Here is a 16011-nt window from a genome sequence, read left to right on the forward strand (position 1 = left end):
GGGGGTCGCTGAGAGCCTCATCGGGTCGTCACCTCACCGCAGCAGGTAGACGACCGAGAACAGGGCGATCCACACGACGTCGACGAAGTGCCAGTAGTACGACACGACGATCGCCGTGGTGGCCTCGTGGTGCCCGAACCGCTTCGCCGCGAAGGAGCGCCCGAGGAGGAAGAGGAAGGCCAGCAGGCCGCCCACGACGTGCAGGCCGTGGAAGCCCGTCGCCAGGTAGAAGACGGAGCCGTAGGGGCTCGAGGAGATCGTCAGGCCCTCCTGGACGAGCTCCGCGTACTCGTACACCTGGCCGGCGACGAAGATCGCGCCCATGACGAAGGTCAGGGTCATCCACTCGTGCATGCCCCAGCGGTTGACCTGCAGCAGCGAGCCGCTGCGCGAGGGCTGGAACCGCTCGGCCGCCCACACCCCGTACTGGCACGTCACGGACGAGAGCACGAGGATCGTGGTGTTCGTGATGGAGAAGGGGATGTTGAGCTTCTCCGTCTGGATCGCCCACTGGTCCGGCACCGCGACGCGCACCGTGAAGTACATGGCGAACAGGGCGGCGAAGAACATGAGCTCGCTCGCCAGCCAGACGATCGTGCCGACCGACACGGGGTTCGGGCGGTTGACGCTCGCGTGAGGGGTGGTGCGCGGGGCAGCCGTTGCAGCAGACACGTCGTCAGTATGGCGGAACAGTGGAGGTCATGGGTCCTTCGACCCACCGGTGGGACCCCTGATCTGTCACACCGTCACCTCCCGGGGCTCAGTGCGACCTCAGCCCGAGGCCGGCGGGAGGGCCGCGAGCCGCGTCGCCCGCGCCCGCCCCGCGCCGTGCCACCATGTCGCCATGAGCAGCGCCGACGCCGGGCTCGCACGGGGCCCGCAGATCCTCCTCTACAGCGACGACGTCGACGTGCGGGCCCAGGTCCGCCTGGCGGTGGGACGGCGCGTGGGGCGCGGGACGCCGGAGATCGGCTGGGTGGAGGTGGCCACGGCGGCCGCGGTGCTGGCGAGCGTGGAGCGCGGCGGCCTGGACCTGCTCGTCCTCGACGGGGAGGCCGACAAGGTGGGCGGCCTGGGCCTGTGCCGGCAGCTCAAGGACGAGGTGTTCGACTGCCCGCCGGTGCTGGTGCTCACGGGACGGCCGCAGGACGCCTGGCTCGCCGCGTGGTCCGAGGCCGACGCGGTGGTGTCCCGCCCGCTGGACCCGCAGCGGCTGCACGAGGCGGTGGCGGGGCTGCTGCGCGGCCCGGAGCCGGCGACGACCCCCGTCGCGGCGCCGTGAGCGCGCCAATCACGGGTACCCCTCTGCCCACGTGGCCGGACCTCCTCGCGGCGCTCGTGCGCGGCGAGGACCTGTCCGCCGAGCGCACCGCCTGGGCCATGGGCGAGATCATGGCGGGGGAGGTCCCACCGGCACGCGTCGCGGGCTTCCTCGTGGCGCTGCGGGCCAAGGGCGAGACGGTCGCCGAGCTGACCGGCCTCGCCGACGCCATGCTGGCGCACGCGCGCCGCATCACGGTCCCCGGCCCGACCGTCGACGTCGTCGGCAGCGGCGGCGACCGGGCGCACACGGTGAACATCTCCACCATGGCCTCGCTCGTCGTCGCCGGCGCCGGCGTGCGGGTGGTCAAGCACGGCAACCGCGCCTCCTCCTCGTCGTCGGGCTCGGCGGACGTGCTCGAGGCGCTGGGCATCCGGCTGGACCAGGAGGTCGACCGCGTGCAGGCGCTGGCGACGGAGGTGGGCATCACCTTCTGCTTCGCGCTGACCTTCCACCCGGCCATGCGTCACGCCGGCGTCGCCCGGCGCGACCTCGGGATCGCCACGGCGTTCAACTTCCTCGGGCCGCTGACGAACCCGGCCTCGCCGCGCGCCGCGGCCATCGGGGTGGCCGACGCCCGGATGGCCCCGCTGATGGCCGGCGTGCTGGCCGCCCGTGGGACCCGCGCGCTCGTGTTCCGGGGCGAGGACGGGCTCGACGAGATCGCGCCGACGGCCCCCACGCGGTTCTGGGAGGTGGTCGACGGGCAGGTCCGCGAGGAGCTCGTCGACACGGTCGCCGACCTCGGCACGCCGGCGACGACGCTCGCCGACCTGCGGGGGGCCGACGCGGCGCACAACGCCGAGGTCGCCCGGCGCTTCCTCGCGGGCGAGCGCGGTCCCGTCCGCGACACGGTGCTGCTCAACGCCGCGGCCGCCCTCGTGGCCGACGGCTCCTCGCCCGGAACGGGCACGGGCACGCTCGTGGAGCGCCTGGCGGCCGGTCGTGAGGTCGCGGCGCGGACGGTCGACTCCGGTGCGGCAGCGGACCTGCTCGACCGCTGGCGCGCGGCGGTCGGCACCGCGGCCTGACCCGACGGCCAGAGCCCCGGCGGCCTGGACCGGCAGGCTCGGCCCCGCGGACCGGCCCGGCGGGCCCTCCCCGCCGACCGTCAGTCGTCGAGGCCCAGGGCGAAGGCCTGGTCCAGGTCGTGGCGGGAGTAGGTGCGGAAGGCGATGAACGTCTGCGTGCGCACGACGCCGCGCACCTTCGAGATGCGGTCGGCGATGACGTCGGCCAGCTCCTCGTGCTCGCGCACGCGCACCATCGCGACGAGGTCGACGCCGCCGGTGACGGAGTAGACCTCGCTCACGCCGGGCAGGTCGGCGACGACGGCCGCCACCTCGGGGATGCGGGCGGCCTCGGTGTCGATGTGCACGATGGCGGTGATCATGGGCCCATCATGCCGACCGGCCGCGCAGCACGGGACCCGCGACGGTGACGGGGCGCGCCACGTCCCCTGCCGGGACGTCGTCGTCGTCGGTGCGGGTCGCGAGGAGCACGGCGGTCGTGACCGCGGCCGCCACGTCGGACACCGACTGCGCGCCGCGCACGGGGGAGGCCCAGCCGTCCGGCGCGTGCACCAGACGGACCCCGGGACGGTCGAGCCAGGCGAGCACGAGGTCGGTCTCCTCCGGGTGGCACGCCGGGGCCGGCGCACCGGGCGCGGCCACGTGCTCGGCCGAGGCCCGCAGCGCCTCGACCACCGGACGCGGATCGGTGCGGCGGTCGACACGCGCGGTGGCGGCCAGCCGGCCGTGCCGCACGACGACGAGCTCCCACCCGCCCCCCTCGACGGGGGCGGCCGCGACGAGCTCGGGGGTGCGGGCGAGCGGGCCGATCCGCTGCGTCCGGGCCGCACCGCGCAGGTACGCCTGCAGGCGGTCCCGCACGGTCGTCGCCTCCTCGTAGCGGTGCTGCGCCGCCAGCGCCGTGATCCTGCGGGCGTGCGCGGACACGACGGGCCACGGGTCCCCCGTCATCGCGGCGCGCATCCCATCGACGACCGTCGCGTAGGACGCCAGGTCCTGGCCGCCGGTGCACGGTGCGCCGCAGCGGCCGACCTCGGCCAGCACGCACGCCGACGCCCCGGCGGGCGCGACGGCGGGCAGGCGCCGGGTGCACTGCCGGACGGGGAAGGCGGCGTGCAGGGCCTCGACCGCCAGGGTGGCGGCGCCCGTGGACGGGAACGGCCCGATCCACGCGGCGCCCGGCTCGTCGCGCACCTGGCGGACGACCGACAGCCGGGGGAAGGGTTCGACGGTCAGCCGCACCCACGGCATCCGCTCGGGGAAGCGGGAGCGCCGGTTGTACCGCGGGGAGTGCTCCGTGATGAGCCGCAGCTCGCGCACGCGGGCCTCCAGCGGCGTCGCACACACGACCGCGTCGACCCGCGTGGCGAGCCGCACCATCTCGGTCATCCGGCCGCGCTTCTCCCCCGCGGTGAAGTAGGTGCGCACGCGCGTGCGCAACGACGTGGTGGAGGTGCCGACGTAGAGCACCTCGTCGCGCGGGCCGCGGAAGAGGTAGACGCCGGGCGCGTGCGGCAGGCCGTCGGCCAGGGTGCGCTTGCGGCGCACGTCGGCCGGCACGGGGTCGGCCGCCGTGGCCAGGTCCTCGAGGTGCGTGACGCCCAGCGGGGCCAGCCGTGCGAGGAGCGCGTGCAGGACGTCGACGGTCGCCTGCGCGTCCCCCAGGGCCCGGTGCTCGGGGACCACGGAGGCGTGGAACAGCGCCGCGAGCGTGGCCAGCCGGTGGTTCGGCGCCTCGTCGCGCGTCACGACGCGCCGGGCGAGCCGGACCGTGTCGACCACGGGGAAGCCCGGCCAGGGGTGGCCCGTGCGGCGCGCGGCGGCGGTGAGGAAGCCGACGTCGAACGGTGCGTTGTGCGCGACGAGGACGCAGCCGCGCGCGAACTCGAGGAACGCGGGCAGCACCTCCTCGATGCGCGGCGCCCCGACGAGCATCGCCGTCGTGATGCCCGTGAGCACCTGGATCTGCGGCGGGACCGGCTCGCCCGGGTCGACGAGGGTGGCGAACTCGCCCAGCACCTGGCCGCCCCGGACCTTGACCGCGCCGATCTCGGTGATCCCGCACTCGGCGGCGGACCCGCCCGTCGTCTCGAGGTCGACGACGACGAAGGTCACCTCGTGCAGGGGGGTGCCGAGGTCGTCGAACCCGACCTGCAGCCCGGGCGCCAGGTGCGTGCCCACGCCCGCTGCCACCGCCTGCGCCGACGCCGCGGCGGCGCGGGCGCCCCGGTCGGTCGGCACGCGCGGGGGGAGGGGGTCGGGCATGGCGGGGACGGTAGCCCGGGCCACCGACACGGCGGCCCGGACACGCCTGCCCGGGCGCGCCGAGGCGGGACCGGCGTCAGGGCGCGGAGGTCCCCGGGGTGCCGTCGTACAGCGCGTCCACGTCCGCGGCGAAGTCCTTGAGGACCTCCGCCCGGCGGATGCTGAGCTTGGGCGTCAGGTGCCCGCCGGCGATGGTGAGGTCGGTCGCGAGGACCCGGTAGCGGCGGATGGACTCCGCGCGCGAGACCTCCTCGTTGGCGGCGGCGACGGCGGCGTCGAGCGCGGCGACCACCTCGGGGTCGGTGGCCGCCTCGGCGGGAGTCATGGCCGGGCGCCCGTGCGTGGCCAGCCACCCGGGCAGCCCCTCGGCGTCGAGGGTGATGAGGGCGCCGATGTACGGCCGCTGGTCGCCGACGACGACCACCTGGCTGATGAGCGGGTGCGCACGCAGCCGGTCCTCGAGGACCGTCGGGGCGACGTTCTTGCCGCCCGCCGTCACGATGATCTCCTTCTTGCGGCCGGTGATGCGCAGGTACCCGTCCTCGTCGAGCGCGCCGAGGTCGCCCGTGCGGAACCACCCGTCGTCGAACGCCTCCGCGGTGGCCGCCTCGTTGCGGTGGTAGCGGGGGAACACGCCGACGCCGCGCACCTGGATCTCGCCGTCGGCCGCGATGCGCAGGGAGGTGCCGGGCATCGCGGGCCCGACGGTGCCGATCTTGGCGCGCTCCGGCCGGTTGACCGTGGCCGGTGCCGTCGTCTCCGTCAGGCCGTAGCCCTCGAGGACCGTCAGGCCGCACCCGCGGTAGAAGTGGCCCAGGCGCTCGCCCAGCGGGGCGCCGCCCGAGATGGCCCACTGCGCCCGCCCGCCGAGCGCCCGCCGGATCTTCGACAGCACGAGCGCGTCGAGCACCCGGTGCTGCAGGCGCAGGACGAGCCCCGGGCCCCCCGGCGTGTCCAGGGCACGGGACCACGCGACGGCGGTGTCCGCGGCGCGGTGGAAGATCGCGGCGCGGCCGGCGGCGGCGGCCTTCTGCTCCGAGCTGTTGTAGACCTTCTCGAACACGCGCGGGACCGCCAGGACGAACGTCGGGTGGAACGCCCCGAGGTCGCGCAGGAGGTCCTTCGTGTCGGCGGTGTGCCCCAGCACCGCCCCCGACGCCACGCACAGCACCTCGATGAACCGGGCGAAGACGTGCGCGAGCGGCATGAACAGCAGCGTCCGCGCGCCGGGCGCGCTGATGACGACGCCGAGCTGCTCGACGGCGTTGGCCGAGAGCTCGGCGAAGTTGCCGTGCGTGAGCGGCACGCCCTTCGGCCGGCCGGTGGTGCCGGAGGTGTAGATGATCGTGGCGGTGTCGTCCAGGGTCGCCAGGGACGCCCGGCGCGCCATCTCCTCGTCGGGCACGTCGGCCCCGGCGGCGACGAGGGTCGCGACGGCGCCCTCGTCGAGCACGAGCACCGTGCGCAGCGAGGGCGTCCGGTCGCGCACCCGCTCCACCGTGGCGGCGTGCTGCGGGGTCTCGACGACCATGAGCCCCACCTCCGCGTCGCCGACGATCCACGCGACCTGCTCCGCCGCCGACGTCTCGTAGAGCGGCACGGGCACGGCGCCGGCGGCCCACGCGGCGAAGTCGAGGAGGGTCCACTCGTAGCGGGTGCGCGACATGAGGCCGACCCGGTCGCCCGGTCCGACGCCGAGGGCGACGAGGCCCCGCGCGACGGCGAGCACCTCGTCCGCGAAGGCGCGCGCGGTGACGGGCTGCCAGTCGGGGTGGCCGCGCTCGGCGAGGACGCTGCCCGGCGTCCCCGCGACGCGGCGCGCGAGCAGGTCGTTCAGGTTGCTCGCGCGGTCGAGCTCCACGAGCAGGGGGGCGTGCGACTCGTCCATGCTGACTCCCTCGGCAGGCGTGACGGGTCCCACGACTTTACGGGACGGACGTCGCGCACGGCGGCCCAGGACGGCCGGTAGCGTGTCGGCGCGCCCGGTGCCCGGACGCCAGGGGACGAAGGACCGACGGACAGGGAGCCAACGGACGCATGCACGCCATCGGGGTCGACATCGGCGGGACCAAGATCGCGGCGGGCGTCGTGTCCGCGGACGGCGAGCTGCTGGCCTCGACGCGCCGCCCGACCGACCCCACGGACGCGGCGAGCGTCGACGCCGGCGTCGTGGACGCGTGCCGTGAGCTCATGGGCTCCTACGAGGTCGGGGCGATCGGCCTGGCGGCGCCGGGCTTCATCGGCACCGACCGCGCGACGGTGCGGTTCACGCCGAACCTGCCGTGGCGTGACCACCCGCTGCGGGACAACGTCGCCCGCGAGCTGGGGGAGGGGCTGCGCATCGTCGTCGAGAACGACGCCAACGCGGCGGGCTGGGCCGAGTTCCGGTTCGGCGCCGCGCGCGACGCGGACGACATGCTGCTGCTGACCATCGGCACGGGTCTGGGCGGCGCGGTCGTCGTCGACGGCCACCTCGTGCGCGGCGCCTGGGGCGTCGCGGCCGAGGTCGGGCACATGCGCGTCGTCCCCGGCGGGCACTACTGCGGCTGCGGCCACGAGGGCTGCTGGGAGCAGTACGCGTCGGGCTCCGCGCTGGTGCGCGAGGCGCAGGCGCACATGGTGACCTTCCCCGAGCGGTCCGAGCGGCTGCTCGAGCTCGCGGGCGGCCGGCCCAAGAAGCTCAAGGGCCAGCACGTCACCCAGGCGGCGCAGGAGGGCGACCCCCTGGCGGTGGAGCTGCTGGCGACGCTCGGCCGGTGGATCGGCGAGGGGAGCGCGTCCGTGGCGGCGCTGCTGGACCCGGCGCTCATCGTCGTCGGCGGTGGCGTGGCGGAGGCCGGGGACCTGCTGCTGGGCCCGGTGCGCCAGGGGTTCACCGAGCAGCTGTCGGCGCGCGGGCACCGGCCCGAGGCCCGCATCGTCGCGGCGGAGATGGGCAACGACGCCGGCATGGTGGGCGCGGCGGAGCTGGCGCGGCACTGAGGTCGCACCCGTCCGACAGCCGCCCGGCCCCGGGCGACCGGGGCGGGCGCGACGGGCGTCGTCGCGACAGGCGCCCGAGTACCGCGTGCCGTCAGACGACCGCGCCGTCGTCGGGGTCGTCGGGGTCCCGCCGGTGCGGCATCCGCCACACGAGCACGGCGATGCCCAGCAGGAAGACGACCCCGGCCGCCTGCAGCACGGAGGCGGGCGCACCGGGCCAGGCGACGAGCGCGACGACGACGAGCAGCGGCGCACCGACGACGGCCAGCCACGCGGCGGTGCGCAGCGGCTCGCCACCGAGGACCGGTCCGGGGTCGGGCGGGACGAAGCGCTCGGCCTCGTCGACGCGGCGCTCCGCCGCGTCCATCCGGTCGGTGGCGTCCCAGGACCGGCCGTCCGCCCCGGGCAGCGGCGCGGGAACGGGCGCGTCGGCGGTGCCACGACCACCCGCACCCGCCGCGTCGTCCCCCGGGCCACGCCGCGCGGGACGCACCGTGCGGGGGTGCAGCCCCGCGGGGCCGACGGCGGGCGGCGTGCCGGCCGCGTCGTCGCCGCGCACGCCGTCCGACGCCTCGTCGGGGGACGCCGCAGCAGGACCGCCGGACGACGCGCCCGAGGGGGCCGCACCGGCACCCCCACCCGTGGCGCCCGGTGCCCCGTCCATGCCGCCCATGCCGCGCAGGCGCGCGACGAGGTCCTCCCAGACGTCGTCCGCCGCGTGGCCGGAGGCATCGGCGGCGGGGTCATCGGGGCGCTGCGGCATGGATGCACTCTAGAGTCGTCCCCTGACGCCGGGCACGGCGGCGGTCCCCGGCGCGGTCCCCGGCGCGGCCCGCCCACGCGCCGGCGCCGGACGGGTGCTGCCGGAAGACCGGCGGGACGGGCGGGACGAGAGGCGGGGCGTTGTTCTACTGGCTGATGAAGCGGGTCTTCGTGGGTCCGCTCCTGCGCCTCGTGTACCGCCCGTGGGTGCGCGGCGCCGGGAATGTGCCGACGGACGGCCCGGCCATCTTCGCCAGCAACCACCTCGCCGTCATCGACTCCTTCTTCCTCCCGCTCGTCATCGACCGCGAGCTCGTGTTCATCGGCAAGCAGGAGTACTTCACGGGCAGCGGCCTCAAGGGCCGGCTCACCGCGGGCTTCATGAAGGGCGTGGGCACCATCCCGGTCGACCGCGGCGGCGGCAAGGCCAGCGAGGCGGCGCTGCACACGGGCCTGCGGCGCCTGGGCGAGGGCAAGCTGTTCGGCATCTACCCCGAGGGCACGCGCAGCCCCGACGGCCGCCTGTACCGGGGCAAGACGGGCATCGCGCGCCTGGCGCTGGAGTCCGGGGCGCCGGTCGTGCCGGTCGCGATGGTCGGCACGGACGTGGCGCAGCCCGTCGGCCGCCGCATCCCCAAGGTGATGCGGATCGGCATCGTCATCGGCGAGCCGCTCGACTTCAGCCGCTACCAGGGCATGGAGAACGACCGCTTCATCCTGCGCTCGGTCACCGACGAGATCATGTACGCGATCATGAGCCTGTCGGGGCAGGAGTACGTCGACGTGTACGCCGCGACGCAGAAGGCGCGCATCGCCTCGGGCCACCCCGCGGCCGCCGGCGGCACCGCCGCCGGTCCCGCGGTGGCCCCCGGCGGTCGACCGGCGCCCGACGTCCAGGTACCGGTCCCCCCGCAGGACGAGGGCGGCTCCTCAGTAGGATGACCGCGGCCCCCGCGGCGGGACCGGCCGGCGTGCGCCCGTGGGCGCGTCCCGGCCGGGACCGACATCCCGGGTGACCACGTCCCCGGGCCGCACCCCGGCACCGGGGGCGGTCCGTCGCAGAGCCCGTGCCGCGGGCTTGCCTACGAGAGGTGTGTCCCATGTCGGTCCGTCGCGTCGCCCTCCTCACCGCGGGTGGCTTCGCTCCGTGCCTGTCCTCGGCCGTCGGGGGGCTGATCGAGCGCTACACCGAGATCGCGCCCGAGGTCGAGATCATCGCGTACCAGCACGGTTACCACGGGCTGCTGCGCGGGGACAAGGTCGTCGTGTCCGACGAGGTGCGGGCGAACGCCGGCATCCTGCACCGCTTCGGCGGCTCGCCCATCGGCAACTCGCGGGTCAAGCTCACCAACGTCGCGGACTGCGTGAAGCGCGGCCTCGTGCAGGAGGGGCAGGACCCGCTGCAGGTGGCGGCCGACCAGCTCAAGGCGGACGGCGTCGACGTGCTGCACACCATCGGCGGCGACGACACGAACACCACGGCCGCGGACCTCGCCGCCTACCTCGCCGACAACGGCTACGGCCTGACGGTGGTGGGGCTGCCGAAGACCATCGACAACGACGTCGTGCCGATCAAGCAGTCCCTCGGTGCCTGGACGGCGGCCGAGGAGGCCGCCGGCTTCGCCGCGAACATCATCGGCGAGCACCGCTCCGGCCCCCGCATGCTCATCGTCCACGAGGTCATGGGCCGGCACTGCGGCTGGCTGACGGCGGCCTCCGCCGTGGAGTACCGCAAGTGGCTCGACCAGCAGGAGTGGGTGCCGGGCATCGGCCTGGCGCGCGAGCGCTGGGACGTCCACGCCGTGTTCCTCCCCGAGCTCGCGCTCGACATCGACGCGGAGGCCGCGCGGCTCAAGGGCATCATGGACGCCCAGGGCAACGTGAACATCTTCCTGTCCGAGGGCGCCGGCATGCACGAGATCGTCGAGCAGCTCGAGGCCTCCGGCCAGGAGGTCGGGCGCGACGCGTTCGGCCACGTCAAGCTCGACACCATCAACCCGGGCCAGTGGTTCGCCAAGCAGTTCGCGGAGAAGCTCGGCGCCGAGAAGGTCATGGTGCAGAAGTCCGGGTACTTCTCGCGCGCCGCCGCGGCCAACGCCGAGGACCTGCGCCTCATCAAGTCCATGACCGACCTGGCGGTGGAGTGCGCGCTGCGCGGCGAGGCCGGGGTCATCGGGCACGACGAGGAGGACGGCGACCGGCTCAAGGCCATCGCGTTCCCGCGCATCGCCGGCGGCAAGCCGTTCGACGTGCAGCAGCCCTGGTTCGGCGCGCTCCTGGCGGACATCGGGCAGGACCTCGTCCCGGCGGACCACGCGTGAGCGTCGAGGCCGACCCGCGGGTCCTCGAGGGCCTCGACGCCTGGCGCGCCCTGCCGGCCGTGCAGCAGCCGGCCTGGCCGGACGCCGCGCGCCTGGCGCAGGTGACCGGGCGCCTCGCGTCGCTGCCGCCGCTCGTGTTCGCCGGCGAGGCGGACGACCTGCGCGCACGCCTGGCGGCGGCGGGCCGGGGCGAGGCCTTCCTGCTGCAGGGCGGGGACTGCGCGGAGACCTTCGCGGAGGCGACGGGGGACCGCATCCGGCACAAGATCATGACGATCCTGCAGATGGCGGTCGTGCTCACGTACGGCGCCAGCCTGCCGGTCATCAAGATGGGCCGGATGGCGGGGCAGTACGCCAAGCCCCGCAGCGCCGACACCGAGACGCGCGACGGCGTCACGCTCCCGGCGTTCCGCGGCGACATCATCAACGGGTACGACTTCACGGCGCAGGCGCGCACGCCCGACCCGCAGCGCCTCCTCGAGGCGTACCACACCTCCGCGGCGACGCTGAACCTCGTGCGGGCCTTCACCACCGGCGGCTTCGCGTCGCTGCAGCGGGTGCACGAGTGGAACCGCGGGTTCATGCAGAACCCGGCCTACAGCCGGTACGAGGAGATCGCGGCGGAGATCGACCGGGCCATCCGGTTCATGGCGGCCTGCGGGGCGGACTTCGACGCCCTGCGCACGGTCGACTTCTTCGCCAGCCACGAGGGGCTGCTGCTGGACTACGAGCGGCCGCTCACGCGGATCGACTCCCGGACGGGCCGGCCGTACGACTGCTCGGGCCACTTCCTGTGGATCGGCGAGCGGACCCGCCAGCTCGACGGGGCGCACGTCGACTACTTCTCCCGCGTGCACAACCCGCTGGGGATCAAGCTCGGCCCCACGGCGACGGGCGACGACGCGCTGGCCCTCATGGACCGGCTCAACCCCGCGGCCGAGCCGGGCCGCATCACCTTCATCACCCGTATGGGTGCCGGCCGCGTGCGCGACCTGCTCCCGTCGCTGGTGGAGAAGGTGGCGGCCGACGGGCGGCCCGTCACCTGGGTATGCGACCCCATGCACGGCAACGGCATCACGTCCGCCAGCGGCTACAAGACGCGCCGGTTCAGCGACGTCATGGACGAGGTCGCGGGCTTCTTCGAGGTGCACCGTGCGCTCGGCACCGTGCCGGGCGGGTTGCACATCGAGCTGACCGGCGACGACGTGACGGAGGTGCTCGGCGGCTCGGAGGAGATCGACGAGGAGGGCCTCGCGCGGCGGTACGAGACGCTCGTCGACCCGCGGCTGAACCACCAGCAGTCGCTGGAGATGGCGTTCCAGGTGGTGGAGCTGCTGCGCCAGCACTGAGGCGCACGAGCACGACCGGCACGGACGCAGGGCCGGCCCCGGGCACGGGGCCGGCCCTGCGTGCCGTCGGCCCGGCGCAGGGCGAGGCCCGCGGCCGCGCTAGACGACGGTCAGCGTGACGGTGGTGCCCTTGCGCACCTGGTCACCCGGGTCGACGCTCTGCGACCGGACGGTCCCGAAGATGCCCCCGAGGACGTTCGTCCGGTCGGCGCGCAGCCCGAGGGCCTCGAGCGCCGCGGCCGCGTCGTCGTACTGCCGGCCGGTCAGGTCGGGCACCTCGACGAGCTCGGGCCCCTTCGAGACGACGACGGTCACCGTGTCCCGGCGGTGGCCGGCGGTCCCGGAGGCGGGGTCCTGCGAGACGACCCGGCCGGCGTCGACGGTGTCCGAGAAGGCCTCCTCGACCACCACCTCCAGCGCGTCCTGCGACAGCGCCGCACGGGCAGCGTCCAGCGTCTGCCCGACGACCGAGATGATCGTCACGGGCGCGGGCCCCTGCGAGACGGTCAGCGTCACCACCGAGCCGCGCTCGAGCTGGCCGCCCTCGAGCGGTGCGCCGTCGGGCCGTGCGGCGCCGAGGACGAAGCCCGGGCCGGCGGCGTCGTCGTACGCCTGCTCGTAGGCCACCTGGAGGTCGGCGGCGGCCAGCACGGCGGCGGCGTCGGCCTGCAGCGCGCCGACCACCCCCTCGGTCGGCACGTCGACGAGGTCCGGCCCGAGGGACACGGTGTAGCCGACGACGGCGTCGAGGGGGACCGACGTCCCCGGTGCGGGGTCGCTGGCGACGACGCTGCCGACGGGCTCGTCGCTGAAGGTCTCGCCCCGCTCGCCCCGCAAGCCCGCGTCCTGCAGCAGCGCGACCGCGGCCGCCTCCTCGCGCCCGACGAGGGCCGGCACCGCCACGCGGGCGCCCGGGCCGGCGGCGAACCACCAGGCGGCGACGCCGCCGCCGAGGAGCAGGAGCACGGCGAGGACCGCGAGCAGCGCGCCCCGGCGCCGGCGTCGCCCGCGCGGGGGCGGGACCTCGTCGTCGTCGAACGCGGCGGCGCCGATGGGCAGGGCCACCGTCGTCCCGGGACCCGCGGCCAGGCGGGTCGTCGCCCCGTCGTCGTCGGCGCGGGGGTCGTCGTCCCACCCCTCCCCGGTGCCGTCGCCGCCGCCCGATCCCGCACCCGGAGCCGGGAGCGAAGGGGGGACGTCGGGGCGCCGGGACAGCACGGCCGCGTCCAGCGCGCCCCGTGTGCGGCGCAGCAGCGCGAGCGCCGCGCCCGCGTGCTCGGGCCGCTCGTCCGCGTCGGAGGCGGTCAGCGCGGCGACGAGCTCGTCGAGCTCGACCGGCATCCACGGCACGAGGGCCGACGGCGCCGGCACCCGCTCCTTCACGTGCTGCAGCGCCACCATGAGCGGCGTCTCGCCCGTGAAGGGCTGCCGCCCGGTGAGCATCTCGTACAGCAGGATCCCGCAGGCGTAGACATCGGTGCGGGCGTCGCTCGCGCCGCGCGCGACGAGCTCCGGCGCCAGGTACGCCACCGTGCCGAGCATCGTCCCCGTCGAGGTCGACGTCACCTCCGTCACGGCGCGCGCGAGCCCGAAGTCGGCGAGCTTGACGCGGCCGTCGGCGGCGAGCAGGACGTTCTCCGGCTTGATGTCGCGGTGCACGAGGCCCTGGCGGTGGGCGGTCGCCAGCGCGTCGAGCACGTCCTCCGCGACGCCCAGGGCCTCGCCCGGCGTCAGCGCCCCGACCTCCCCGAGCCGCCGGCGCAGGTTGGACCCGTCGACGTACTCCATCGTCAGGTAGGAGGTGTCGCCGTCGAGGCCCTGGTCGTAGACGGCCACGAGACCCGGGTGCGTGAGCCGGGCCGCGGTCCGCGCCTCGCGGCGGAACCGGGCCACGAACTCGCTGCCCGAGGCGCCCTCCGCCAGGTGCGGGTGCATGACCTTCACCGCGACCTCGCGGTCGAGCCGCCGGTCGACCCCGAGGTACACCGTGGCCATGCCGCCGCGGGCGATGCGCGCGACGACGGCGTACCGGCCGTCGACGAGACGGCCGATCATCGGGTCGGCGGCGGGGGCCCTCACGGCGCGCAGTCTACGGTCGGCCCCGGCCGGGGACCGGGAGGCGCCGACCGTCAGCCGAACCGCGTCATGAGCGTCTGCACGCTCGCGACGTACCGGCGGGTGTCGGCGTACATCCCGTTCTTCCGCACGGACGCGGCGCCCTGGTAGTAGCCGGCGATGGCGCTCGGCAGGTCGGCCGACGTGCGCACCAGCGAGCGCAGGATCGCCACGCCGGCCACGACGTTGTCGTCCGGGTGCAGCAGGTCCAGCGGGCGGCCGACGAGCTGCGAGGCCCACTCGCCCGAGGACGGGATGACCTGCATGGTCCCGATCGCGTTGGCGGGGGAGACGGCCGTGTGGTTGAAGCCCGACTCCTGGAAGGCGACGGCCTGCGCGAGGGCGGGGTCGACGCCCATGGCGCGGGCCGTGGCGGCGACCTTGGCCTGCATGTCGGCCTTCGACGGCACGCCGGCCCGCACGAGCGCGGCCTTGTTGGCGTTGGCCGCGGCGACCACGTCGTCGGCGTAGGTCCTCCCCGCGAAGGTGTTGCCGACGCTCGCGGGGGCGGGTGCGGCGGGGGGGGCCGCCGCGGCCACGGGCACCGTCAGCACCTGCCCCTCACGGATGAAGGCCCGGGAGTCCAGGCCGTTCGCGGCGACGACCGCGGCGACGGTGGTCCCGGTCCGGGCGGCGATGGCGCCCACGGTGTCGCCGCGGCGGACCGTGACGGAGGTCGTGGCGGTGCTCACGGCTGCCGCGGCGACCGCGGGCGCCGGTGCCGCGGCCGCGGCCGCGCCGGGGATCTGCAGCGTCTGGCCCGCGCGGATGAAGGCCCGGGAGTCCAGCCCGTTGGCGGCGACGATGGCGGCGACGGTGGTGCCGGTCCGGGCGGCGATGGCGCCGACGGTGTCGCCGGTGACGACGGCGTAGGCGGTGGCGGCCGGCGCCGGGGGAGCGGCAGGAGCAGCGGCGGCGGCGCGCGGGGCGGACGGCGCACCGGTCGGGACGGTGAGCACCTGGCCCTCGCGGATCCGGTGCACGTCGGCGAGGCGGTTGGCGTCCGCGATCGCGCGGACGCTGCTGCCGGTGCGGGCGGCGATGGCGCTGACCGTGTCGCCCGAGCGCACCCTCACCTGCTCGTCCGCGTGCGCGGGTGCCGCGCCACCCGCCACGGCGGCGGCGGCGATGACGAGGGTGGCGCCGGTGCTGGGACCGACGCGGCGCATCGCGCCGGTCCGGGTGCTGGACGTCATGGGTGCTCTCCAGGGGTGCCGTCGCTCCCGGCGACGGGGGCGGACGGACGTGCTCGGCGCGGCGGCCGGGACGGCACCGCGGTGGGACTGCTGAGGCTCATGTGAACCGTGTGACTGCTGTGACGGATCGACCGTAGACGACGTCGGATGAGCACGGGTAGTCGGACGGCGGAGTTCCACGGGTGTGATTCGGCGCGGCGTCCTGGAGCGCCGCCGCCTCGTTACGCTGCCGCCGTGGACCCGCAGCAGACCCCCGCCGCCGACCCCCTCGACTCCCTCGTCGGGGAGTGGCTGACCGTCCCCGACGTCGCCGAGCGTCTGGGCACCGACCCGGGCAAGGTCCGCCGGATCCTCCAGGAGGGCCGGCTCGTCGGCGTCCGCCGCGGGACGCCGCCCGTGCTGCAGGTGCCGGCCGACTTCCTGGTGCCGGGCCACCTGGCCAACCCGGCGGCCCCGTCCCGCGCGGAGGACCTCCCGCGCTGGACGGTGCTCGCGGCCCTGCAGGGCACGCTCACCGTCCTGTCGGACGCCGGGTTCTCCGCCGAGGAGGCGGTGACCTGGCTCTTCACGCCCGACGAGAGCCTGCCGGGCACGCCCATGTCCGCCCTGCGCGAGGGCCGCAAGACCGAGGTGCGCCGCCGAGCGCAGGCCGAGCTCTAGGTAGACGTC

Annotated in this window: 14 protein-coding genes; 7 read left to right on the forward strand and 7 right to left on the reverse strand. The window is 75.6% G+C overall.

Annotation, left to right across the window (positions count from 1 at the left end; all coding sequences use genetic code 11):
• Positions 1-33 precede the first annotated feature (33 nt).
• Entirely contained in the window at positions 34-672 is a 639-nt protein-coding gene (gene ctaE / locus AC2TDM_RS07655) for an aa3-type cytochrome oxidase subunit III (protein ID WP_484636268.1), read from the reverse strand.
• Positions 673-844: 172 nt separating this feature from the next.
• Here ctaE and AC2TDM_RS07660 point away from each other — a divergent pair, with 172 nt between their 5' ends.
• Both AC2TDM_RS07660 and trpD read left to right on the forward strand, forming a co-directional pair.
• On the forward strand, positions 845-1282 hold the full coding sequence (locus AC2TDM_RS07660) for a response regulator (RefSeq protein ID WP_484636269.1): 438 nt from the start codon (positions 845-847) through the stop codon (positions 1280-1282).
• On the forward strand, positions 1279-2352 hold the full coding sequence (gene trpD, locus AC2TDM_RS07665; RefSeq protein WP_484636270.1) for an anthranilate phosphoribosyltransferase: 1074 nt from the start codon (positions 1279-1281) through the stop codon (positions 2350-2352). Before AC2TDM_RS07660 ends, trpD begins: the two co-directional genes overlap by 4 nt.
• Positions 2353-2432: 80 nt before the next feature.
• On the opposite strand, the gene AC2TDM_RS07670 is transcribed toward trpD, so the two are convergent.
• The 3 genes from AC2TDM_RS07670 to AC2TDM_RS07680 form a co-directional block, all read right to left on the reverse strand.
• Entirely contained in the window at positions 2433-2714 is a 282-nt protein-coding gene (locus AC2TDM_RS07670; RefSeq protein ID WP_090030700.1) for an Lrp/AsnC family transcriptional regulator, read from the reverse strand.
• Between the two features lie 7 nt (positions 2715-2721).
• A complete protein-coding gene (locus AC2TDM_RS07675) occupies positions 2722-4617 on the reverse strand; it encodes a DEDD exonuclease domain-containing protein (protein ID WP_484636271.1) in 1896 nt (631 codons plus the stop codon).
• 76 nt (positions 4618-4693) lie between these two features.
• Positions 4694-6505 (reverse strand): AMP-dependent synthetase/ligase, encoded by a 1812-nt coding sequence (locus tag AC2TDM_RS07680; protein WP_484636272.1) that lies wholly within the window; start codon positions 6503-6505, stop codon positions 4694-4696.
• A gap of 149 nt (positions 6506-6654) precedes the next feature.
• On the opposite strand from AC2TDM_RS07680, the gene AC2TDM_RS07685 reads away from it, so the two are divergent.
• On the forward strand, positions 6655-7599 hold the full coding sequence (locus AC2TDM_RS07685) for an ROK family glucokinase (RefSeq protein ID WP_090030706.1): 945 nt from the start codon (positions 6655-6657) through the stop codon (positions 7597-7599).
• Positions 7600-7690: 91 nt separating this feature from the next.
• On the opposite strand, the gene AC2TDM_RS07690 is transcribed toward AC2TDM_RS07685, so the two are convergent.
• Positions 7691-8362: a hypothetical protein gene (locus AC2TDM_RS07690; RefSeq protein ID WP_484636273.1), complete on the reverse strand. Its 672-nt coding sequence runs from the start codon at positions 8360-8362 to the stop codon at positions 7691-7693.
• 155 nt (positions 8363-8517) lie between these two features.
• Here AC2TDM_RS07690 and AC2TDM_RS07695 point away from each other — a divergent pair, with 155 nt between their 5' ends.
• From AC2TDM_RS07695 to AC2TDM_RS07705, 3 genes are all read left to right on the forward strand, one after another.
• Positions 8518-9303 carry a lysophospholipid acyltransferase family protein gene (locus tag AC2TDM_RS07695; RefSeq protein ID WP_484636274.1) on the forward strand — a complete coding sequence of 262 codons (786 nt, stop codon included), beginning with the start codon at positions 8518-8520 and terminating at the stop codon, positions 9301-9303.
• A 158-nt stretch (positions 9304-9461) separates the two neighbouring features.
• The gene (locus tag AC2TDM_RS07700; protein ID WP_484636275.1) at positions 9462-10682 is read left to right on the forward strand and encodes a pyrophosphate--fructose-6-phosphate 1-phosphotransferase; all 1221 of its coding nucleotides are present in this window, start codon (positions 9462-9464) and stop codon (positions 10680-10682) included.
• Positions 10679-12031 (forward strand): class II 3-deoxy-7-phosphoheptulonate synthase, encoded by a 1353-nt coding sequence (locus tag AC2TDM_RS07705; RefSeq protein WP_484636276.1) that lies wholly within the window; start codon positions 10679-10681, stop codon positions 12029-12031. Before AC2TDM_RS07700 ends, AC2TDM_RS07705 begins: the two co-directional genes overlap by 4 nt.
• A gap of 99 nt (positions 12032-12130) precedes the next feature.
• On the opposite strand, the gene pknB is transcribed toward AC2TDM_RS07705, so the two are convergent.
• Both pknB and AC2TDM_RS07715 read right to left on the reverse strand, forming a co-directional pair.
• Entirely contained in the window at positions 12131-14110 is a 1980-nt protein-coding gene (gene pknB, locus AC2TDM_RS07710; RefSeq protein ID WP_484636277.1) for a Stk1 family PASTA domain-containing Ser/Thr kinase, read from the reverse strand.
• A 50-nt stretch (positions 14111-14160) separates the two neighbouring features.
• Complete coding sequence (locus AC2TDM_RS07715; protein WP_484636278.1) at positions 14161-15342, reverse strand: LysM peptidoglycan-binding domain-containing protein; 1182 nt, start codon at positions 15340-15342, stop codon at positions 14161-14163.
• 234 nt (positions 15343-15576) lie between these two features.
• On the opposite strand from AC2TDM_RS07715, the gene AC2TDM_RS07720 reads away from it, so the two are divergent.
• On the forward strand, positions 15577-16002 hold the full coding sequence (locus tag AC2TDM_RS07720) for an Rv2175c family DNA-binding protein (protein WP_090030720.1): 426 nt from the start codon (positions 15577-15579) through the stop codon (positions 16000-16002).
• The last annotated feature ends 9 nt before the right edge of the window (positions 16003-16011 follow it).

The sequence above is a fragment of the Cellulomonas sp. plas2 genome (assembly GCF_057221735.1).